Consider the following 21,563-nt stretch of genomic DNA (forward strand, 5'->3'; position numbering starts at 1 on the left):
GCCTCAGAAGCCGACGTTGATGCCCGCCGAGAACGTGCGCGACAGCGGGTAGATGTTGTTGTCGATGCCGTTCAGCCCGGCCGCGGGATCGAGCCCGCTGTAGCCGGTGAGCGTGAAGACGTTCTGCACCGAGCCGTACAGCCGCAGCGCGCGGAAGCCGCGCGGCTGCTTGAACGTGTAGCCGAGCGTCACGTTGTCCAGCCGCAGGAACGACGCGTCCTCGACGTACAGGTCGGAGAACGACTGCATCTTCACGAACCCGTTCTTCAGCACCGACGCCTGCAGGTTGCTCGGCCAGATCCCCTTCAGCGCGTCGTAGTGCCCGAGGTTCGACGCGACGTTGTTGTACACGTAGTTCCCGAGATACGACCGCAGCGTGAAGTTCAGGTCGACGCGGCGGTAAGCGAGGTTCGACGTGTGGCCGAGGATCCACTTCGGCTGCGGGCTCTTGTAGGCGACGCGGTCCGCCTGGTTGATCGTCTTGTCGCCGTTCTGGTCGACGTAGAGCGCGCTGTCCGGCTTGTCGCCGACGACCGGGTTGCCGCTCGCGTCGGTGCGGTGGCGGTAGACGAAGAACGAGTTCACCGGCACGCCCGGCTGCAGCACCTGGATCGTCGTCCCGACGCCGCCCGCGATGCCGCCGACCGCGATCTGGTCGCTCCCGGCGCCGGTGATGCGCAGCAGCTTGTTCGTGTTCGTCGCCGCGTTGAAGCTCGCCGTGTAGCTCAGCCCGCGCGAGCCGCCCTCGAGCACCTGCGCCGTGAGCCCGAACTCGACGCCGCGGTTCTGCATCGAGCCGATGTTCGTCGTGACGAAGTTCGACAGGTTCGTGCCCGCCGCGACCGGCACGTTGAAGATCAGGTTCGTCGTCTTCTTGTTGTAGACCTCGACCGAGCCGGTGAAGCGGTTGTCGAGGAATCCGTAGTCGACGCCGAAGTTCGTCGACGCGGTCTGCTCCCACTTGATGTCGGGGTCCACCGCCGACGGCCGGATGGGCGTCACGAACGTGTTGCCGAACTGCACCTGCGCGAGGTTGTTCGCGTACGTGTACGTCGAGTACTGCAGGTAGTTGCCGAAGGCCTGGTTGCCGTTCACGCCGTACGAGACGCGCAGCTTGAGGTCGGAGAACGGCCCGGCGTGGTTCTGGAACCACGGCTCGTTGATGACGCGCCACGCGAGCGCGGCCGACGGGAACCATCCCCACTGGTTCGCCGGGCCGAAGCGCGACGAGCCGTCGCGGCGCACGCTCAGCGTCAGCAGGTAGCGGTCGGCGAGCGAGAGGTTCGCGCGCGCGAAGCCGGAGACGAGCTTGCTCTCGTCCTGGGTGAGGAACTGGTCGACCTGCTTCGCGGCCGGCACGCCGTTCGGCCCGAGCAGGTTCGACGCGAGCCCGCGCGCGGTGAACGACGGATAGTCGCCGTTCGCCTGCTCGTACGTGTACCCGGCCGTGAGGTCGACCGTGCTCTTCGCGCCGACGTCGTGCACGTAGTTGCCGAACGTCTCGAGCACGAGCCCCGTCTGCTCCGGGCTGTTGCGGTAGAACGTGCCCGGGTTGTCGGCGCCGACCTGCCCGTGCTGCAGCGACGACGTGAACGTCGTGCGCTCCGCGGTCGCCACGTCGTAGCCGCCGCGCACCGTGGCCGAGAGCCCCGGCACCCACGGCGTCTTGTAGCGCGCCTCGACGTTGCCGATGCTGCGGTAGGTGCGCCCGGCGTCGGAGATGTAGGCGAGCTCGGAGAGCGGGTTGGCGGCGGCGAGGATGTTCGCGTACTGCGTGAAACCGCCGTTCGCGGTGTACGGCGCGAGCGTGGGCGAGAACAGCGTCGCGCCGCTCAGCACCCCACCCGGCGTGAACTTGTCGTCCGACCGGCTGCCCTTCAGGCTCGCCGTCACCTCGAGGCGCTTCGCGAACAGCTGGTCCGCGTAGTTCACGCCGAGCGACGCGCGGCGCGTGTCGGTGCCGATCAGCACGCCCCCCTGGTCGAGGTAGCCGAGCGACACGCGGTAGCGCATGTCCTCGCGCATGCCCGAGATGCCGAGCGTGTGCTCCTGGCCACCGGCGTTGCGCTCGATGAGGTCGCGCCAGTTCGTCGACGCGTTGCCGAGCTGGTTCAGGTTCTCGGGCGCGTACTGCTGCACCGCCGCGCGGATCTGCGCCGCATCGAGCATGTCGGGCTGCCCGGTGACGACGGAGCTCGACACGGAGCTCGCGTAGTCCACCTGCGTGCCGCGCTTGCCCTGCTTCGTGGTGATGATGACGACGCCGTTCGCGCCGCGCGATCCGTAGATCGCGGTGGCCGACGCGTCCTTCAGCACCGAGATCCCCTCGATGTCGTTCGGGTTCAGGAAGTTCAGCGGGTTGCGCCCGGCCGACACGCCGCCGCCCACCTGGAGCGGCACGCCGTCGACGACGTAGAGCGGGTCGTTGCTCGCGTTGATCGACGTGCCGCCCCGGATCCGCACCGCGACGCCGCCGCCCGGCTCGTTGTTGTCGACGACCTGCACGCCCGGCACCTTCGCCTTGATGAGCTGGTCCGGGCTGATGATGCGTCCCTTGTTGAACTGCGACGAGTCGACCACCTCGACCGCGCCGGTGCGGTCGCGCTTCTCCTGCGTGCCGTAGCCGATGCTGACGACGGTGGAGAGGATGGTCGCCGTCGGATGCAGCGTGAAGTTCGCGGTCGCGTCGCCGCCGTCGGTCACGGTGACGGTGGCCGAGTCGGGCGCGTAGCCGATGCGGATGGCGCGGACACGATACGTGCCGGGGCGCGCGGTGATCGTGTACCGGCCGTCCTCGCGGGTCACGGTGCCGTTCGTCGTGCCGACCACGACGACCTGCACGGCGGCGACGGGTCGGGCGTCGTCGGCCGAGGTCACCGTGCCCGAGATGCGCCCCTGCTGCGCGAGCGCCGGGGATCCCAGGGCGAGGGTTCCGATCGCCAGCAGTGCTGCTGTGCGCGACATCATGAGGTTCCTCTTGGGCATGGGACGCCGACCGGGCTCCGGCGGGGCACGCGGTGGGTCCGGCGTCCGTACTATTTCTCTTGGCCCGGATAGACCCGATCCGGGAACGGGCCGTCACTGCCGTGTGTGTTTGCACATGAAGTCTTAACATCCCCCGTCGGAGGGAGCCCCCCGATGCGTCCGTCGCGCTCCGCGCTCGTGCTCTGCCTGGCTGCCTGCGCGGCCGCCGCGCGCTCCGGGCACGCGCAGCCGGCCACGCGTGCCGCGTACGTGGATCCCGCCGGCGTGATCCGCTGGCGCGACACCCGCGCGGAGGTCGCGCTGTTCGGCGCGAACTACACCCTGGCCTCGGCCTCCGACTTCCGCGCCGCCGGCTACCTCGCGCTCGACCGCAAGCGCCTCGTGGACGAGGACCTCGCGCAGATGGCGCGCATGGGATGGGACGGGATCCGGCTCGCCCTGTGGGGCGACTGGGAGAACACCGACCGCGCCGGCAACCTGCTGGCGAACGAGCACCTCGACCTGCTCGACTACGCGCTGGCGAAGGCGCGCGAGCGCGGCATCTACGTGCTGCTGAGTCCCATCCAGACGTATCAGGCGACGTGGCCCGACGCGCTCGGCGACACCACGTCGCCCGGCTTCTCGCGCTTCTACAAGAAGGAGACGCTCGGCACCGATCCGGCGGCGATCGCGGCGCAGGTGAACTACATCCGGCAGCTGCTGAACCACGTCAACCCGTACACGCGCACCGCGATCAAGGACGAGCCGGCGATCCTGTTCGTGGAGATGATCAACGAGCCGGCGCACCACAGCGCCGACGTCGCCGGCTCGGTGCGGTACATCGACGCGCTGGTGGACGCGGTGCGCAGCACGGGATGCACGAAGATCACGTTCCACAACGTGAGCCAGGACTTCGCGATCGCGCGCGCCATCCGACGCTCGAAGGTGCAGGGCGCGACGTTCGGCTGGTATCCGACGGGGCTCAACTCGGGGCACGAGCTGCGCGGCAGCTACCTGCGCGCGGTGGACGACTACCCGCCGATGCGCGACACGACGCTCGCCGGCCTGCCGCGCATCGTCTACGAGTTCGACTCGGCGGACCTGCGCACGGGCTACATGTATCCGGCGATGGTGCGCACGATGCGCTCCGTGGGCGCGCAGTTCGCCGCGATGTTCGCGTACGACATGCTGGAGACGGCGTCGCGCAACCTCGGCTGGCAGACGCATCACCTCAACCTCGTGTACACGCCGCGCAAGGCGATGAGCGCGGTGATCGCCGCCGAGGCGATGCGGCGGCTGCCGCGCGGGCGAGGCTGGGGGCCGTACCCGGCGAACACGCGCTTCGGCGACTTCCGCGTGAGCGCGGAGGAGAACCTCGGCGAGCTCGCGGCGCCGGACGCGTTCCTCTACACGGGCGACACGAAGACCGCCCCGCCTAACGCCGCCACGCTGCGGCGCATCGCCGGCGTCGGCTCCTCGCCGGTGGTGCAGTACGACGGCGCGGGGATCTACTTCCTCGACAAGGTGCGCGACGGCGTGTGGCGGCTCGAGGTGTACCCGGACGCCGTGCCGGTGCGCGACCCGTTCGAGATGCCGAGCCCCGACAAGATCGTGACGCGCGCCGTGTCGCACGCGTGGCCGATGACGGTGCGCCTGCCCGACCTCGGCGCGACGTTCGCCGCGGAGCCGATCACGCCGGGCGGCACGACGGCGCGCGCGGTGGACGGGCGGTTCACGGTGACGCCCGGCGTGTACGTGCTCGCCGCATCGGGCCGCGTCGACCGCGCGTCGCTGCCGGCCACGATCGGCCATCTCGGCTTCGACGAGTTCCACGCGCCGCCGGCGGACACGATGGGCGCGCGCGTGGAGCCGCTGGGCATCGTCGAGGGTCCGATGGAGCGCGTCGCCGACCGCGCGATCGACATCGCGGCGCGCGTCGCGACGACGACGCCGCCGAGCGCCGTCACGCTGTGGGTGCGACCGACGGGGAGCTGGTTCCGCCGCTTCCCGATGCTGCCCGACGGCGCGTACCGCTACCGCGCGACGATCCCCGCCGGCACGTTAGGCGCCGGCACGTACGACTACGCCATCAGCGTGCAGTGCGGCGAGGCGGCGTGCGGCGACTTGCTGACGACGTTCCCCGAGGGTGCGCACCAGACGCCGTGGCAGTGGAACTTCGGCGCGCAGCGATTCTGGCCGCTGCGGGTCGTGTCGCCGGAGACGCCGCTGCGACTGTTCGCGCCCGGAGTCGACGCGGCGCGCCTCGCGTTGACGCGCATCGGCGACGCGGGGCGGCAGGGGCAGTTCCGCGTGGTGCCGTCGAGCGCGACGGGCGCGCCGGCGTTCCACCTCGAGCGTCCGATGGCGCGCGGCGGTCCGGGCGACTACACCGCGTCACTCGTCGTGACGGAGCGCGTGGCCGCGCGCGGCGACGCGATCGCGGGCGCGCGGGCGCTCGTGCTGCGCGCGCGGGCGCTCGGCTCCGGTCAGACGGTGCACGTCACGCTGGTGGAGCGCGACGGAACGGCGTGGAGCACCGCGATCGCGCTCGACAGCGCGTGGACGGAGCGCGCCATCCCGCTCGCCGATCTCCGCCCCGCGCGCTGGGCGATGCTCCCCGAGGGATTTCCCGGCGAGTGGAACTACTGGGCGTCGCCGCCGGCGGGACGCGGCGGCGCCGGCGACGCGATCCGGCTGCCCGACGTCGAGCGGCTGCAGCTCTCGCTGCGGAGGGAGCCTAACGAGACGACGACGGGGCCGTACGGCGTGGAGGTGGAGTCGGTGTGGCTCGCGTTCCGGTAGCGGACGGACGCGACCCCCGAGAGCGGGTGATGGCATCGGCGCCGCGCGGTCGTATGTTCGGCGCGCGGCACCGCTGGAGCACCGGCAGCTCACTCACCCCCACGGAGGGACCCGATGACTCCCCGCCTCATCCCGCTGGCCGCGACGGCCCTGGCGCTCACGTCGATCGGCGCGGCCCGGCCCCGCGTCGACGACGGCTGCACGTTCGCGCGCGGCACCACGACCTGCACGACGACCTCCCAGTCCACCGAGACGTCGACGCACGTCGCCACCGCCGGCTGCCTGTACGGCCCCGACGGGATCCCCGGCCGCCGCTCGCTGACCTTCCTCGACACGTTCCTCGTGACCGTGACGACGACGACGTTCGCTCATGGCGTCGAAGGGCCGGTGTACGACACGAGCACCGAGGTCACGCGCACGCTGCAGTCGTCGACGCTGATCTCGGTGGTCTGCGAGGCGCTCTGACCTGACCGCGCGCGGAGACGCGGTTCCTCCTCGTATCGAACCGCAGAGGACGCAGAGGGCCGCAGAGGACTGCAATCGTTGTCCTCTGCGGCCCTCTGCGTCCTCTGCGGTTCGATTCCAGAGTCAGCGATGTCGCTCAGACCACGAGCGACGTCTCCGCGGCGACTCGCTCGACCGCCGGCCCGCGGCGCCGCAGGATGCCGGCGCTCACGAGCGTCATCAGGAGCGCGACCGGGAGCGGCTCGACGAACGTCATCGCCGCGTTCACGAGCGGGTTGCGGTACATCTCGCGGAACCGCGCCATCTCCTGCGACTGCGCCGCGAGCTGCTCGGGCGTCGCCCCGGACGCGCGCGCCTTCTCGAGCACGTACGCCGCGTACCGCTCCATGTAGTCGGGCATCATGAGGCGGTAGACGAACTGCCACGTCACGACGTAGCACACGCACGCCACGAGCGAGATCAGCAGGCCGACACCGAGTGCCCGGCCGAACGAGATGCTGCCGCCGCCCACGGTGTCGCGGTACGCCCGCACGCCGAAGAAGACGAGCAGGAACGAGAGCACCATCGTCGTGTAGCCGACGACGAGGCCGCGGTCGAAGCCGATCTGCTCGTGGAAGGCCATGCTCACGACCATCATGAGCGAGAGCAGCCCGCCGGCGATGAGGCCGAACGTGAGGACGATCCGTCGCATGTGTGTGGGCTCCGGTGAGGGGTGGGATGGCCGGAGGATGGGGCCGAGGCGGGAGGGATGTCGTCACCCGTTCGGGTGATTTCGCGCGCGAGCGGCGAGAATCACCCGTCGGGATGACGCCGCGGGCTACGGGATCAGCCCGTGCTGCTTCGCGAGCTGCACGGCCTGCGTGCGCCGCCGCGCGCCGAGCTTGTCGAGGATGCGGCTGGCGTGGGTCTTCACGGTGTTCTCGCTGACGTGGCTCCGCTCCGCGATCTCGCGCGTGCTGAGCCCCGCCGCGATGAGCTCGAGGATCTCCAGCTCGCGCGGGGTCACGCCGAGCGCCTGCACGCGCGCCGCGTCGCGGGCGAACGGCACCGGCGTGGGCACGGGCACCTCCGTAGGGACCGGCACCGGCACCTCGCGCACCACCACGGTCGCCGTGGGGCGCGGGCGCGTCATGCGGAGGCCGAGCCAGATGCCGAGCGCGGCGAACAGGGCGGCGACGAGCGCACCGTAGATCTCCACCGACCGCTCGACGACGAGCCAGCGGTACTCGATGACGTCGAGCAGCGCGATGAGGGCGCCGCAGGCGAGGCCGTAGACGAGGACGTGCTTCTTCACGCCCCAACTTGCCGGGCGCCCGCAAGCTTGGCAACGCGGCCAGCGGCGAGCGCGCGACGACACCTACGTCGTCGTTCTTGCGACACCCGTTCCCACGGCGCATGTTCGTGAGAACATCGTAATGATCGGCCGAGCAGTCGGACGCGCCGATACCGCGTCACGGTGGGGTGTGTCAGCTCGGTCGCTCCGAGCCGCGGGGCGACCCGCGTGACCCTCCGTGTCGGACCCCGGAGGGACATGCGGTGACGACCACCTGTTCGCACTGCGGTGCCGCGACCGCGCCGAGCGCGCTGTTCTGCAGCGGCTGCGGGCGAAGTCTCTCGCAGGCGAGCGTCGCCATCGCGACGCCTCCGGGCGTGCCGACGCTCTCCGGCGCCCCGACGCTCGACATCCTCGGGACGCTGCGCATCGCGCTCGCGGGACGCTACGACGTCGAGCGCGAGCTCGGGCGCGGCGGGATGGCCACGGTGTTCCTCGCGCGCGAGCCGCGGCACGACCGCGAGGTCGCCATCAAAGTGCTGCACCCCGAGCTGGCCGCCACGCTCGGCGGCGATCGGTTCGAGCGCGAGATCCGACTCGCCGCGAAGCTGCAGCACCCGCACATCCTCGGGCTCTACGACTCCGGCGTCGCGGAGGGGCTGCTGTACTACGTGATGCCGTTCGTGCGGGGCGAGTCGCTGCGCGACCGGCTCGCGCGCGAGGGACAGCTCCCCGTCGACGAGGCGATCCAGATCACGCTGGAGGTGGCCGACGCGCTCGGGCACGCGCACGACCATGGGATCATCCACCGCGACGTGAAGCCGGAGAACATCCTGCTCGCGAACGGCCACGCGCTGGTCGCGGACTTCGGCATCGCCCGCGCGCTGAGCGAGGCGGACAGCCACAAGCTGACGCAGACGGGGATGGCCGTCGGCACCCCGGTGTACATGGCGCCGGAGCAGTCGATGGGGGAGAAGGTCGGGCCGCAGGCGGACATCTACAGCCTGGCGTGCGTGCTGTTCGAGCTGCTCGCCGGCGAGCCGCCGTTCGCCGGCAAGAACGCGACGGCGATCATGGCGCGCCACGCCATGGAGCCGCCGCGGAGCGTGCGCGTCGTGCGCAGCGCCGTGCCCGAAGAGGTGGAGGAGGCGATCTTCGCCGCCCTCGAGAAGTCGCCCGCCGACCGGCCGAAGAGCGCGGCCGCGTTCGCGCAGCTGCTCGGCGCCGCGCCCGGCAGCACGGCGACGATGCGCGTGCGCGGGTACACGGCGACGCGGCGCCTTCCGTCCAACCCGTACATCACGACCGCACCGCCGGCGGCACCGGTCGCGCGGTGGCGCCGGCCGGCGATGCTCGGCGCGCTCGGCGCGATCGTCGCGCTGCTGCTCGCCGGCGCGGCGGCGTGGCGCTTCGCGGGGCGCGGCGCCGCGTCTGGCACCGCCGGCAACGGGTCGGGGCGCGTCGCGGTGCTCTACTTCGACGACCGCAGCGCGGAGCACACGCTCGGCCCGCTCGCCGACGGACTCACCGAGGGGCTCATCGACGCGCTGGCCAGCGCGCCGAGCCTCACGGTGATCTCGCGCGACGCGGTGGCGCGCTTCCGCGGGGCGGCCGTGGCGCCGGACAGCGTCGCGCGCGCGGTGCGCGCGGGCTATCTCGTGCGCGGCGAGGTGGAGCCGGAGCGCGACGACATCCGCGTCACGCTGCGGCTCGACGACGCGAGCGGCGTCAACCTGCGGCGCGTGAGCTTCCGGCGCCCGGCCGGCAACCTGCTCGCCATCCGCGACACCCTCACCGACGTCGCCGCGGAGCTGCTCCGCGCGGAGCTCGGGCAGGAGCTGCGACTGAAGGCGCAGCGCGCGAGCACCGCGAGCGCCGACGCGTGGCTGCTCGTGCAGCGCGGCGAGCAGGCGCGCCGGCGCGGCGAGGCCGCCGCAGCGAACGGCGACCCGGCGGGCAACGATCGCGCGTTCAGCGAGGCGGACACGCTGCTCGCGCGCGCCGCGACGGCGGACCCGCGATGGCCGCAGCCGGAGCTGCTGCGCGGCGTCGTCGCGTACCGCCGCTCACGCCTGGTCGGCCGCGACCCCGCGCTCATCCGCCGCTGGGTGGACAGCGGCGTGGTGCACGTGGCGCGCGCGCTCGCTCTCGCCCCGCAGCTTCCGGACGGGCTGGAGCTGCGCGGCAACCTGCGCTACTGGAGCTGGCTGATGGGGCTCGAGGCCGATCCCGTTAGGCAGAAGGCCCTGCTCGACTCGGCGCGCGCGGATCTCGAGAAGGCGACGACGCTCAACCCGCGCCAGGCGGGCGCGTGGGCGACGCTGTCGCATCTCTACTACCAGGTCGCGACGCCGACCGAGGTGCAGATCGCGGCGCAGCGCGCGCTGGAGGCCGACGAGTTCCTGTCGAACGCGGACGTCATCCTCGGGCGGCTGTTCCTGTCGTCGTACGACCTCGGGCAGTTCGACAAGGCGGAGCAGTGGTGCGGCGAGCTCGGACGCCGCTTCGCCGCCATCCCGCTCGCCGTGCGCTGCCGGCTCTACCTGCTCACCACCAAGAACAAGGCGCCCGACGTCGCCCTCGCGTGGCGTCTGGCCGACTCGGTGGTCGCGCGCGCGCCGGCGGCGCAGCGGCCGGCGCAGCGGCTGTTCATGGACATGCTCGTCGGCGCCGTGATCGCGCGCGCGAGCCGCACGACGCCGGCCCTCGCCGACAGCGCGCGGCACGTCGTGCGCCGCGCGACGGGCGACGCGACGATCGACCCCGCGCGCGACGCGGCATACACCGGTGCCTGGGTGTACTCGCTGCTCGGCGACCGCGACGCCGCGCTGCAGCTGCTGCGAGAGTACCTCGCCGCGAACCCCGGACGCGTCGACGCGTTCCGCGACGATCCGGGGTGGTGGTTCCGCGACATGGCCGGCGATCCGCGCTTCCGTCGGCTCGTCGGCGCGACCGAGTGAACGCCCCGCCGTTTCGTTAGTCCTCCAACATCTCCTCGAGTCGTGGTGCGGCGCCGACCTCCCGGCGACCGCACGCGGCGCGTCGTGCACGCTCCGTCCCGGAGACGCTCATGGCACGTGTGGCGGCGGCATCCCGGCTCGCATCGCTCGTCTGCGTCGTCGCGCTGCTTTCGGCCTGCCGCGACACCGTCGACCGCCGCGCGCTGCCGACGGCGCCTAAAGCGCCCGCGCGCGTCGCGACGACGGCGGGCACCTGCGTCACCGACGTCCAGCTCGAGCAGCTCGTGAACGACGCGTTCGGCGCCGGCTCGCCCGACGCCAACTCGGCGCTCGGCAAGGTGCACAACATGGAGAAGCAGGTGGCGGACGGCGACCTCGCCGGCGCGAAGGCGCAGGCGTTCAACATCGTCTCGTTCATCCTGCAGAAGAACCGCCAGCGTCCGCTCCCCGGCGGAGCCACCGCGGTCACCGCGCTCGTGAACGGCGTGTTCTGCTACGCCGGCCTGACGATCACCACGAGCGACGCCACGGACGCCTTCCTCGTCTACCCGCTCGACCCGCCGCAGACGCTGCTCTCGGCGGATGGGCTGGCCGGCACGCAGCTTCCCTCGGATCCGGTGAGCGAGCCGACGCTGATCACGATCGACGCGATCCCGACGACGGGCTTCCCCGCGCCCGGCTCGGGACCGCTGTCGACGAAGCTCGATCAGTATCCCGGCTTCTACGAGTTCGCGAAGAGCTCGGAGACCAACGCGCCGTTCAAGGCGCCGGTCGTCGTCGGCGTGTGCCCCATCGGTGCGATCCCCGCGGACGTGCGCGCGCGGCTCCGACTCGGACACAACGCGACGGCCGGCTTCGAGATCACGCCGCCGGCGAGCGCGAACTTCCTCTCCTGCCCCGACCCGACGTCGTCGGTGTCCGTCGCGCTGCCGGGGTGGGTGCGCACGCTCGCCGACGCGCTGCTGCCGAGCGAGCTGCATGCCGCGGTCCTCGCCACGGGCGGCGTCGGCGGGACGGCGAGCGAGTTCAGTCCGTTCGCGCCGGTGGACCCGCAGGTGATGGCGGTGGGCGGCGTGGGCGGCACGGCGAACGAGTTCACACGCCTGCCGTTCGGCGCGCGGGCGAGCGTCGCCGCGGCGTTGAGCTGCACCGCCGTCGAGGCGCCGATCGGCACGCCGCTGTCGGCCGACTGCCGCCCGGAACTGCGCCTGCGCACGCCGCTCGGCACCCCGCTGCAGGGCGTGCCGACGACGCTCGCCACGGCGCCCGGCGACAACGGCGTCGTGGCGCCGGAGAGCGCCGGCGCGTGCGGCACGTTCGGCCCGACCGCGCTCGCGCCGAGCGACGCGTCCGGCGCCGCGCGCGCGTGCTGGACGCTCGGCCTGACGCCGGGCACGAACACGGTGCGCGCGACCCCTGCGGCGGGCGGCGACGTCAACTCGCCGGTCGCGTACTTCACGCCCGCGTCGGTGACCTTCACGGCGACGGCGAACGCGCCGACGGCGCTGCGCTTCACGCAGCAGCCGGCCGCCGGCAGCACCGTCGTCGCCGGCGCGCCGCTGTCGTACGCGGTCGCGGCGGTGGACCACAACGGCACGACGGCGCTCGGATGGAGTGGCACGGTCACGCTCACGTTGAACCGGTACACGTTCGCGAGCGGCGCGACGACGGCGAGCGCCGCGGCGAGCCAGGGCGTGGCGACGTTCACGGGGCTCGCGATCGACAAGGCGGCGGCCGGCTACCAGCCGACGGCGAGCGCCACGCTCCTCGGGACCACGGCGTCGGTCCTCGGCAACGCGTTCGACGTCGTGCCCGCGGCGGCGAGCGCGCTGCGCATCGTGCAGGGGAATGGCCAGACGGCGCCCGCGGGGAGCGTGGTACCGGTGGCGCCGACCGTCGAGGTGAGCGACGCGTTCGGCAACCTGGTGGCCGGCGCGCCGATCGCGTGGACCCCGGGCGGCTCGTCCGGCGGCTCCGTGTCGCCCACGCAGAGCGTCACCGGCAGCAACGGCCGCACCGCGACGCAGTGGACGCTCGGTGCCGACGCGAACGAGCTGCTCGCGACGCTCGCGCGCCCGGGTCTGGGCGACCTCTCCGTGCTGTTCACGGCGACCGGCACGACCTCGCTGTCGGTGCTGAACAGCTGCGCGCCGGGGAACGGGCCCGGCGACCCGGTGAACGCGCCGGGCAAGACGTACGCGTTCTGGTTCCCGGGTCCCGGACCGAACAAGACGGTGCGCGAGATCGAGCTGTACTTCTCGTCCGCGGGCAAGGCGAACGCGCCGACGGCGTACACGATCGAGCTCTCGACGCAGCGCGGCTCGTTCGACGCGACGTTCGCGCCGCCGACGACGACGACGGCCACCGTGTTCCTGCGCGGCAGCAACTCCGAGAGCAAGGCGGCGACGTTCGCGCTGGCCGCGCCCATCGTGGGCGCCAGCCAGTCGCCGCCGGTCATGGTGACGCTGCGCGTGCTCACGAATCCCGACAACTCGACGATCTCGTTCAACACCGGACCGTGCGCCCCGGGCTCGAGCTGCAAGGCGCCCCCGTCGTGCGCGGCGACGGAGGTGAACGCGCTCACGCCGTACCCGGCGGGGAGCGCGTACCGCAAGAGCGTGGGGCTCGTCGTGCGCGGCCGTTAGGCACGAGCGCGCGGCGGCAACCTATCCGACGCCTCGACGAGGGGGTATGACGCATGCCGAGATCCACGGTGCTCGATACGGGACAGTGTCCCTGCGGCGGGACGTTCGCGAGCCGGCTCATCACGGTCCCATTGAACGCGCTCGGGCCGGGCGGGGCGCTCGAGGACGTCCCGGAATCCCGGTGCGGCGACTGCGGGACGCGCGTGTACCAGGCCGCGCTGCTGCGGCGCATCGAGTCGATCATGCGCGGCGACACGCGAGGCTCCATCGCCGGCGCGACGACGTGAGGCTCACGCGTCGATCGTGATGCGGCCGATCGGCTGCACGTTCATCGCCGGCGGGATCTCCTCGTAGGACAGCACCGACACCTGCGGCAGCTCCGATGCGACGAGCGCCGCGAGCGCCTCGCGATGCGCGCCCTCGGTGAGCAGCGCCGGCTTGGTGGTGACGGTGCCGAGTCGATCGAATTCGGCGTGGATCGCGTCGAGGAGCGCATCGTCACCGTCGACGGTGCGCGGCGCCGACAGCGCGGTCTCGAAATCCTCGCTCATGAGATAGGCGGCCACGTACGCGGCGCCGCTCGCCGACCGGTTCGCGATCTGGCTCGCGAGCTGCGCGCGCACGAACGCGAGCCGCCCCGGCAGCTCGCCGTCGGTCTCGACACCGGCCGCGCGCTCGAGAAGCCGGCCGTAGATGAGCGGGAGGTTCCGCACGGAGACGCGCTCGTCGACGAGCGCGCGCAGCACCGGCGTGAGCGCGCGCGGTGCCATCTCCGGCGCGTCGACGTCGGAGAGCGCGGGGATGACGTTCCAGGTGGCGAGATCGCGCAGCTGCCGCGCGACGGTGCCCTGCTCCAGCACGCGCCCGACGTCGCTGCGCACCGTCTGCGTGAGGCAGCCCGCGAGGTACGCGACGGGGCTCCACCACCGCGCCCCCGTGCTCTCCACGCGCTCCCGCGAGGTCGCGTGCACGATGCTGCCCTGCGAGTCGCTCATCGGGTACGGCATCGGCTCCGCGTCGATGTCGCGCGAGCGGAGGACGTCCGCCTGCTCGTTCACGAACACGTGGTCGGCGGGCACCCCGACGATGGGCTGCGTGGACAGCGCGTTGATGCGGAACGCGAAGCTGCCGGCCGCGAACCGCGGCGCGGGCTCGAAGCGGAACGCCGGGAGCGGGACGCCCAGCTCCGTGAAGAGCTCCTGGCGAGTGTCCGAGATCGAGTCGGGTCCGCCGGCATCGGTGAACCTCTCCGTGAGCTCGCGGAGATACTCCGGCGCCATCTGCACGACGATCGCCGGCTCCCGCAGCGCCGAGACGAGATCCTCCGCGACGTCCTCCCACCGCTCCACGGACTCGCTGCCCAACACGCGCGCGACTCCGGCGCGATCGCCGAGCGAGATGCCGAGCGACAGCACCCGCATGAGAATTCGCTCGAGGACGTCGATGTCGCGCCCCCATCGCAGCTCGGCGAGCGTCGGCGCGCCGTCGCGGTACGCCTCGAGCTGCGCGCGCGCGAGCAGCACCTGCGGTCGACGCACGATCGCTTCGCGGCAGACGTCGGCGAGGAATGCCGCGACGGACGGCGTCTCCGCCGCGCGCAGCTGCATGAGGATCTCCACCCACGTCGGCGCCTCCGCGGCGCGCTGCCGGGCGCGGTACGTCGCCCGCACGACGTCCTCCGGGAAGCGCGCGACGCGGTCGCCGACCGTTAGGCGCAGCAGGCGGTGCGCACGGCCGGCGGCTTCCGCGCGCGGCTCCACGCGCACGGCCGGCCGCCCCGGGATGCCGAGCGCCGAGAGCAGCGCGGACACCTCGTGCGCGACCGCATCGCGCACCGCCTCGGGGAACTCACTCTCGCCCGGCTCGTCCGCCCTGCCGGCGAGGATCGGGTGCAGCTCGACGACGACCGGCAGCTCGACCGCCGCGTCGCTCGTCGGGCGCTCGTCACCGAGCGTGCGCATGCTGGCGTGCCTCCTGAAGCGTCTCCGTGTCGACGACCGCCGCGTCGTCGAGCAGCTCGTCGCGCGCGATCACCATGAGCGTCGGGAACTCGGCGCGCACGAGCCCTCGGAGCGTCGGCCGCGCGGCATCGCTGCGCGTCACGAGGACGGCGGGCTCGGTGATCGGCGCCATCGCCGCCCGCAGCACGCGCAGCATGGCGAGCGCGTCGCGCGGCGGCACCACGGCGGGCGTCCCGCGCTCGTCCACGGCAGCGAGCACGTGCTCCCAGAGCGCCGGCACGGCGACGCGGCGGATGCCCGGCTCGTTCCCCGGCAGGTTGGGCCGCAGCGCCGCACGCACCGCGCGCACGAGCGGCGCGAGGCTGCCCGCACCGAGTCCGATCGCGCCGACCGTCTCCACGATCTCGCGCCCCGCCGTGATCGGGACGCCGTCGTCCACGAGCGCGCGGAGGAGCGCCGCGAATCGCGCGCGCGCGCGCCAGTCGGGGAGCAGCGACGTCGTCATGTGCGCTTCGACGCCGGCCTGGACCCACCGGCTCAGGATGCCGCCGAGTCGTCCCACGTCGACGAACCGGCCGAGCTGCGCGCGGAGCACCTCCTCCAGGTGACGCATCATGGGGCGCAGCGGCTCGCCATCGGCCCCGGGCACGTCGTTGCCGGTGCGTCCGCGCGCGACCGGCGCCTCCTCGAGCTCGATCCGATACTCGCCGGGCGCGAGCGAGTCGTTCGACGCGATGCGCACGCCGGTGACCTCCACGCCCGTCGACCGCACGATGCGGTCGCGCATCTCGGGGATGAGCGACTTGAACAGCGACCATTCGCTGCTCGTGTCCTCGGGCACGAGGTCCCGCGCGATCTCGACGCGGATGGCCGTCACCATCGAGACCTGGGACTCGCCGCCCTGCGCCGCGTCGAGCCGCCAGCGCGCATCGAGCCACGGCCGCAGCGCGGCGCGCGCCCGCTCCCATTCGGCCGATCGCGGGCCCGGCTCGGACGCGAGCCGCGCCCAGATCTCGTCGATCTTCCAGTACGCGTCGACGTCGGTGAGCATGCCGCTCGCGACGCTGCCTAACGCCGCGCCGACCTCCTCGGCGCCGCCCCGCACGTAGTCCTCCATCGCGGCGCGGAACGCGTCGGCGACGGGCGCGTTCCCGTCGGCGCCGATCGCGCCGGCCGCGAGCCGGGCCCGCGCCTCCGCGAGCCCGCGCACGCCGCCGTCGAACCTGGCGGCGCACCCCGCGCCGCGGAGCGTGTCGAGGCAGCGGCGGTAGAACTCGCGCGCCGCGTCGACGTCGCCATGGGTGGCGAGCGCCTTGCCGACACGGGTCCACGCATCGACCGGCGGCGGCACGGGCACGTCGGTCGCCTCCTCCGCGCGCGGGTCGAGCAGCTCGCGAGCGCGCCGCGCGTGCTCGCGCGCGACGACGCCGGTCGGCGCGTCGGTCGCATCGGCATCGGCGCCGGCGGTCGCCAGGTGCCACTCGGCCAGTCGATGGTGGAGCGTCCGCCGCGGCATCCACGCCGGCGCCATGCGCAGCAGCGCGTCCATCTGGTCGATCGCCGCGTCCCACTCGCCGAGCTGCGCGGCGGTGTACGCCGCGTTGAGGCGATACCAGTACGCCGGCGGCGCCTGCTGATTCGCGTTCTCGAACAGGTCGCGCGCCGCGCGGAGCTGCCGCAGCCGCTCCTTGCCGCCGGTGAAGAACGCGCGCATCGCGCGCGCGTCGTCCTCGTCCGCGGCGACGACTTCCGAGGTGGGACGGTACGCGTCGAGCGCCGCGATGGAGCTCCAAATCGTGCTCAGCGAGGCGAGCGATCGTGCGGCCTCCTCGGCACGGCCGACCGCGAGCGCCATGTCCGCGCGATCGACGAGCACGGTCGCGACCAGCCGCGGTCGCTGCAGCATGTCGTACGACGCGGCCGCGTCGGTGAACGCGGCGAACGCCTCGTCGATGCGTCCGCGCCGGCGCAGCACGAGCGCGTCCGTGTGCCGCAGCTCGGCGAAGCGCTGCGGCAGGTCGGCGCCGATCTCGGTCCGTGCGTCGTCGAGCAAGCGCTGCGCTTCCGCGAGGTCGGCGGCGTCCGCGTCCGAATCCGCCGCGGCCCGTGCGGGTGCGGGCGATGCCGCGCACGCGGCGCACGCGGCGAGCGCCGACGCGATGAGCGTCGTCGCACGCGGCCAGTCGGCGTCGTTGGCACGGATCGCGGCGCGCGCGTGCCAGCTCCGCGCGGCGATCCACGCGCCGGCGGCACCGGCCTCCTCGGACGCCGCGATCGCGCGCGCGTGCTCGTCGTCCGCCTCGGCGTGGCGTCGATGCAGGCCGTGCACGTCGCCGGTCAGCCGGTGGCTCTCGGCACGCGCGAGCGCGGTGGTCTCGACGTCGCTTCCCGCGGCGTCGTGGGCGCGGTCACGCGCGGCCGCCGCGAGGCGGGCGCGCCGCTCGAGCACCTGCGCCTCGAACGTGAGCATCGCGGCGGTGAGCCGTCGGTGCCCGATCTTGCGCCAGTGCTCTCGCGCGACGCGGAAGTCGTGAACCGCCGCATCCAGGTCGCCGCGCTCGCGCAGCAGCAGCCCGCGGTTCGAGAGCGCGGCCGCGCCGGTCCAGGTGACGCCGTTCTCGTCGGGCGGCGCGAACGCGAGCGCCAGCGAGTACGCCTCGATCGCGGCGTCCACGTTTCCCTGCTCCGAGCGGAGCCCGCCCTGGCTGAGCTGCAGCTGCGCGAGAAACTCCTCGCTCACCTGCCCGGCCGCGTCTCGCGCCAGCGTGTCCATGGTCTGGTCCGCAAGCCGCAGTCGCGTCGCCGAGACCAGCGCGTCCATGTAGCGGCGGTCGTAGTCGAGCCGCAGGTTCACGTCGGCGCCGGCTGGCACCAGCGCGCGGAGCTCGTGGTACAGCGTGTCGACCAGCGCGGGATCGCTCGGCGGCACGAGGCGGAGCAGCGCGCCGAGGACCGCGATCGCGTCGTCCGGCTTCGGCTCCTCCGCCATCCAGACCAGGTCGAGCGCCTGCAGCGTGCTCGCCACCGCACCGGACAGGTTGCCGCGATCGGCCAGCGCCCCGGCCAGCCCGACGAGCGACGTCCCCTCCATGTATCGGTTCGCTTCCTCGCGCGCGGAGCGAACCGACTGCCGGTAGTAGTCGATGGACGCGTCCAGGTCGTCGCGCAGGAACAGGTTGCTGGCGACGCGCGCGTACGACACCGGGATGTTGAACGGATCGACGCGGCTCGACGTCGAGAGCTCCAGCTCCCGGCGATAGATCTCGACGGCGACGTCGAGCTGACCGAGGCCCGAGTACGCGTCGCCCAGGCTCGAGATCGTCCACAGCAGCAGCGTGACGTCCTCGCCCACGCGTCGCTCGAGGTCGGACAGGCGACGCACCGCCTCGCCGTAGCGCGACTGCAGCACGTCGAGTCGTCCCGCCCAGTACTCCAGCCAGCGCGACGTCGACATCTTCGCGTCGTCGTCACCGGGACGCCGCCGGAGGTTGTCGCGCATCGCGACGAGCAGCGCGTTGCAGACCGTGGTGCGCCCCTCGCGCTGGTATTCCTGAAAGCGATCGCGGAACGTCTCGTAGCCCGCGTCGATCGACCGCAGCGTGTCGTGATACTGCTCCTCGAGCAGCGGCGCGATCTCCAGCGTCTCCACGCGACGGAGCAGCGCGTCGTATCGCGCGCGGTTGGCCTGGCGCACGACCGCGCCGGCGAGCTCCAGGTCGCGCGTCAGGCGACGGAACGCGCTCACCTCGGATCGGAAGTGCGCGGCCAGCCGCAGATTGCACGCGTCGAACGCGGTCCGGTCGACGTCGGGCTCGAGCCACTGGCGGAGCAGCAGCTCGCGCGCGTCGTGGTGGAGCGCGCAGTCGCCGTCCTGCCGCAGCCGCGTGATGGGCAGCGCGGCGAGCATCGCGAACAGCTCGGCGTTCGCCGAGTGGTCGTCCGGGCGGTCGCGCAGGATGCCGATGATCCGCGCGTTGATGTGGCGCGGGATGGCGGCGAGGCGGATCACCGCGGGCAGCTCCGCGTGGCGACGCGCGGCGACGGCGAGCGTCCGCTCCAGCAGCTCTGCATCGGAGTCGGGCGCGGTGAGCCGATCGAACTCCGCGATCGAGAACGGCGGTGGCGCGTTCAGCCCGGCATGCAATGGCGCGTTCAACTCAGCCATGGTCGTCGTCCGGCTCGAAGGCCTTCGCGCCCTCGTAGATCTTCCGCAGCGGGACCGCCTTGGAGATGATGCGGTTGTGCGCGAAGTCGAGCATGTCCTGCGACGGCTCGCGCCCCAGCATGAGCCGCAGGAAGTCGCCGGTGTGCTCCGGCTGCCACGCCGTGAGCAGCGTCGGCGCCTCGATCCACTCCGCCGCGTCGTCGCCCGGCAGCCGCAGATAACCGTCGTCCGGCAGATCGCGCCCGGCGAGGCAGAGGATCGCGTTCTTCGGCCGCTGGTCCGGGTCGAGAAACACGCTCGTCAGCAGCGTCTCGAGCACCCAGTGCACCAGCTCCTGGTACTGTGCCTTCGCGTCGACGGAGTCGATGAAGATCACCATGAGCCGGTCTTCGCCGACGCCACGGAGGTCCTCGAAGAACGCGTTGACGATCGCGCGCTCGGCGCGCGGCCGCAGCTCCTCCTGCCACTGCGGTCGGGCGCGCTCCGGCACGTGCAGGTACGTCGGCGCCTGCGTGTTGATGATTATCCCGCCGACCTGCGCGTGATCGCGGACCTCGGCCCCGGCGGCGTCCACGCGTCCGACGAGCGGATCGGGGATCAGCGACGCGGTGTCCGCACGCTCGCGAGCGCGCGGCTGGGGGACGAACGGCGCGGGATCCTTCAGCTCGAGCGCGACCTGCAGGCGGTCGAACTCCGGCAGCGCGTCGCGGCCGAGCTGGTCGGCGAGCGCACTGACGAGCGAGTACGCCGTCGGGCCGGCGTGGTCCTCGAGGTCGACCGCGCACGCCGCGATGCGCGGCGGCAGCTTGCGGTGCTGTCTGCACGCCCAGTGCAGCTTGCGCAGCAGGAGCGTCTTGCCGCAGCCGGCGCGTCGGTCGCGGATGAGATAGACGCGCGCGGGCCGACCGCGCACGATCATCTCCTCGAAGATCCCTTGCTGCGGACCGTTGTCGGGAATGTCCTTCTCGGGGATCTGCTTCGTCAGTGGCGGCATGCGCTACGAGGCTGGCACTCAGACGGTCGGCACGAGGGACCGCTGGCCGGGTCGCATCGGCAGCGTGAGCAAGCGGTACAGCGCGCCGACGACGTCCGGCCGCCACACGCTCGCCTCCGTGTACTGCTCGATCTCCTCCGCGGTCAGCGGCGGCTCCGTCGTCGGAGCGAGCGCGCGGAACAGGTCACGCACCTCGTCGCGGTCCAGCGCGCCTAACGTCACGCGCTCGTGCGGGAGCGTGGCGAACGGTTCCAGCGCGCTGTCGGTGTCGGCGACGACCACGGCGGCGCGCCCGTGCGCAAGCAGGTCGCCGACGAACGTGTCGCGGAACCACGCGGCGAACGTCGGCGACGGACGGAAGCCGTCGAGGAGCAGCAGCCAGCGGTCGCGGTGCTCGCGCAGCGCCTCGAGCACGGGGTCCTGCACCGGGCGCTGGGTGCTGGCGTCGACGGCGAAGTCGCGTGTGCCGCCGGTGATGGCGCTCGGCTCTGCGACGTCCAGCGCGTCGCGCAGCCGCTTCGCGAACGCGTCGGGCCTCGTGTCGCGCGCCACCGTGAACTCGCCGTCCGCGTCCGCGTGCACGACGCGCCACCCCTCGTCGGTGGCGGCCGTGGCGAGCGCGCCGAGGAACGTGGTCTGGCCCATCCCTGCCGGCACGTTCAACAGGACGACCGACGGCGCGGCGCGGCCGAGCGCCTCGACCACCTGCCGCAGGCGCGTTCCCCGCCCCACGACGGGCGGCGTGCCGTCGGCAATGGTCATGGCCGGCGCGGCGTCAGCTCTCATCCGCGCGCGGGCGGGCCGCGGCGTTGATCACCACGCCGGCGACCTGCGCCGACCCGCTCACGTGCGCGCCGCGCGCGTCGACGAACCCCAACGTGCCGGCCATGAGGTGCTGCAGCGTGGCACCGCCACTGCCCACCGGCGCGTTCACGAGCCGGTCGAGCTCCTGCGCCGCGGTCGGGTCGGCGCGCAGCTTCTCCTCGAGCACCCGGCGCACGGTGGCCGCGCCGTCGTCGGGGTGCTGCTCGAGCTCCTCGAACTGCACGCGCTCGCGGTCGCTCGTGAACAGCGACTTGACCCGCTCCCACACCTTGGAGACGCCGGAGGCGGTCGCGTCGCCGACGGCCTCCCCCGCCGCTTCGCTGGCGTTCTCGCGCAGCTTCTCGAGGCCGCGCTTGGCCATCGGGACGAGGAACGAGCTGACGACGGTCGACGCGAGCAGGGCGAGGTCGATGGGCATGGCGCCACCTCCGGTCAGGGCGAGTCGACGGCTTGCAGAGTATGCGGCGCCCCACGCGGACGTGCCAGAGCGCGGCGGCGGCGCGCCGGAC

Annotated in this window: 13 protein-coding genes; 5 read left to right on the forward strand and 8 right to left on the reverse strand. The window is 72.8% G+C overall.

Features of this window, described 5'->3' with window-relative positions:
• Positions 1–3: 3 nt before the first annotated feature.
• Positions 4–2,985, reverse strand: coding sequence for a SusC/RagA family TonB-linked outer membrane protein (locus J421_RS20820; protein WP_104022884.1), 2,982 nt, complete (start codon positions 2,983–2,985; stop codon positions 4–6).
• A gap of 153 nt (positions 2,986–3,138) precedes the next feature.
• Here J421_RS20820 and J421_RS20825 point away from each other — a divergent pair, with 153 nt between their 5' ends.
• Both J421_RS20825 and J421_RS20830 read left to right on the forward strand, forming a co-directional pair.
• Complete coding sequence (locus tag J421_RS20825; RefSeq protein WP_025413111.1) at positions 3,139–5,766, forward strand: glycoside hydrolase 5 family protein; 2,628 nt, start codon at positions 3,139–3,141, stop codon at positions 5,764–5,766.
• A 114-nt stretch (positions 5,767–5,880) separates the two neighbouring features.
• Complete coding sequence (locus J421_RS20830; protein ID WP_025413112.1) at positions 5,881–6,231, forward strand: hypothetical protein; 351 nt, start codon at positions 5,881–5,883, stop codon at positions 6,229–6,231.
• A gap of 136 nt (positions 6,232–6,367) precedes the next feature.
• Here J421_RS20830 and J421_RS20835 read toward each other — a convergent pair whose 3' ends face one another.
• Both J421_RS20835 and J421_RS20840 read right to left on the reverse strand, forming a co-directional pair.
• Entirely contained in the window at positions 6,368–6,922 is a 555-nt protein-coding gene (locus J421_RS20835) for a DUF4199 domain-containing protein (protein ID WP_025413113.1), read from the reverse strand.
• Positions 6,923–7,048: 126 nt separating this feature from the next.
• Positions 7,049–7,525 carry a helix-turn-helix transcriptional regulator gene (locus J421_RS20840; protein WP_025413114.1) on the reverse strand — a complete coding sequence of 159 codons (477 nt, stop codon included), beginning with the start codon at positions 7,523–7,525 and terminating at the stop codon, positions 7,049–7,051.
• A gap of 242 nt (positions 7,526–7,767) precedes the next feature.
• Here J421_RS20840 and J421_RS20845 point away from each other — a divergent pair, with 242 nt between their 5' ends.
• The 3 genes from J421_RS20845 to J421_RS20855 all read left to right on the forward strand — a co-directional run bounded on the left by J421_RS20845 (position 7,768) and on the right by J421_RS20855 (position 13,396).
• Positions 7,768–10,464, forward strand: a complete 2,697-nt coding sequence (locus J421_RS20845) for a protein kinase domain-containing protein (RefSeq protein ID WP_025413115.1) — start codon at positions 7,768–7,770, stop codon at positions 10,462–10,464.
• A 110-nt stretch (positions 10,465–10,574) separates the two neighbouring features.
• Positions 10,575–13,109 carry a hypothetical protein gene (locus tag J421_RS20850; RefSeq protein ID WP_148306440.1) on the forward strand — a complete coding sequence of 845 codons (2,535 nt, stop codon included), beginning with the start codon at positions 10,575–10,577 and terminating at the stop codon, positions 13,107–13,109.
• Between the two features lie 53 nt (positions 13,110–13,162).
• Positions 13,163–13,396, forward strand: a complete 234-nt coding sequence (locus J421_RS20855; protein WP_025413117.1) for a hypothetical protein — start codon at positions 13,163–13,165, stop codon at positions 13,394–13,396.
• Positions 13,397–13,399: 3 nt separating this feature from the next.
• Here the strand turns inward: J421_RS20855 and J421_RS20860 are convergent, their stop codons facing one another.
• Genes J421_RS20860 through J421_RS20880 form a run of 5 tightly spaced genes read right to left on the reverse strand, consistent with a single transcriptional unit; the run spans position 13,400 to position 21,472 of the window.
• Positions 13,400–15,070, reverse strand: coding sequence for an FHIPEP family type III secretion protein (locus J421_RS20860; protein WP_025413118.1), 1,671 nt, complete (start codon positions 15,068–15,070; stop codon positions 13,400–13,402).
• Positions 15,054–19,235, reverse strand: coding sequence for an FHIPEP family type III secretion protein (locus tag J421_RS20865; protein ID WP_148306441.1), 4,182 nt, complete (start codon positions 19,233–19,235; stop codon positions 15,054–15,056). Before J421_RS20865 ends, J421_RS20860 begins: the two co-directional genes overlap by 17 nt.
• The gene (locus J421_RS20870) at positions 19,228–20,229 is read right to left on the reverse strand and encodes a hypothetical protein (RefSeq protein ID WP_025413120.1); all 1,002 of its coding nucleotides are present in this window, start codon (positions 20,227–20,229) and stop codon (positions 19,228–19,230) included. Before J421_RS20870 ends, J421_RS20865 begins: the two co-directional genes overlap by 8 nt.
• An 18-nt stretch (positions 20,230–20,247) precedes the next feature.
• On the reverse strand, positions 20,248–20,991 hold the full coding sequence (locus J421_RS20875; protein WP_025413121.1) for an ATP-binding protein: 744 nt from the start codon (positions 20,989–20,991) through the stop codon (positions 20,248–20,250).
• Positions 20,992–21,004: 13 nt separating this feature from the next.
• Positions 21,005–21,472, reverse strand: a complete 468-nt coding sequence (locus tag J421_RS20880) for a hypothetical protein (protein WP_025413122.1) — start codon at positions 21,470–21,472, stop codon at positions 21,005–21,007.
• Positions 21,473–21,563 lie beyond the last annotated feature (91 nt).

Source organism: Gemmatirosa kalamazoonensis, assembly GCF_000522985.1.
GTDB classification, from domain to species: Bacteria; Gemmatimonadota; Gemmatimonadetes; order Gemmatimonadales; family Gemmatimonadaceae; genus Gemmatirosa; species Gemmatirosa kalamazoonensis.

Bases quoted from the DNA above. Each gene is read 5' to 3' on its own strand.
- J421_RS20820 (WP_104022884.1), bottom strand. From the start codon at position 2,985: ATGCCCAAGAGGAACCTCATGATGTCGCGCACAGCAGCACTGCTGGCG.
- J421_RS20825 (WP_025413111.1), top strand. From the start codon at position 3,139: ATGCGTCCGTCGCGCTCCGCGCTCGTGCTCTGCCTGGCTGCCTGCGCG.
- J421_RS20830 (WP_025413112.1), top strand. From the start codon at position 5,881: ATGACTCCCCGCCTCATCCCGCTGGCCGCGACGGCCCTGGCGCTCACG.
- J421_RS20835 (WP_025413113.1), bottom strand. From the start codon at position 6,922: ATGCGACGGATCGTCCTCACGTTCGGCCTCATCGCCGGCGGGCTGCTC.
- J421_RS20850 (WP_148306440.1), top strand. From the start codon at position 10,575: ATGGCACGTGTGGCGGCGGCATCCCGGCTCGCATCGCTCGTCTGCGTC.
- J421_RS20855 (WP_025413117.1), top strand. From the start codon at position 13,163: ATGCCGAGATCCACGGTGCTCGATACGGGACAGTGTCCCTGCGGCGGG.
- J421_RS20860 (WP_025413118.1), bottom strand. From the start codon at position 15,070: ATGCGCACGCTCGGTGACGAGCGCCCGACGAGCGACGCGGCGGTCGAG.
- J421_RS20865 (WP_148306441.1), bottom strand. From the start codon at position 19,235: ATGGCTGAGTTGAACGCGCCATTGCATGCCGGGCTGAACGCGCCACCG.
- J421_RS20870 (WP_025413120.1), bottom strand. From the start codon at position 20,229: ATGCCGCCACTGACGAAGCAGATCCCCGAGAAGGACATTCCCGACAAC.
- J421_RS20875 (WP_025413121.1), bottom strand. From the start codon at position 20,991: ATGACCATTGCCGACGGCACGCCGCCCGTCGTGGGGCGGGGAACGCGC.
- J421_RS20880 (WP_025413122.1), bottom strand. From the start codon at position 21,472: ATGCCCATCGACCTCGCCCTGCTCGCGTCGACCGTCGTCAGCTCGTTC.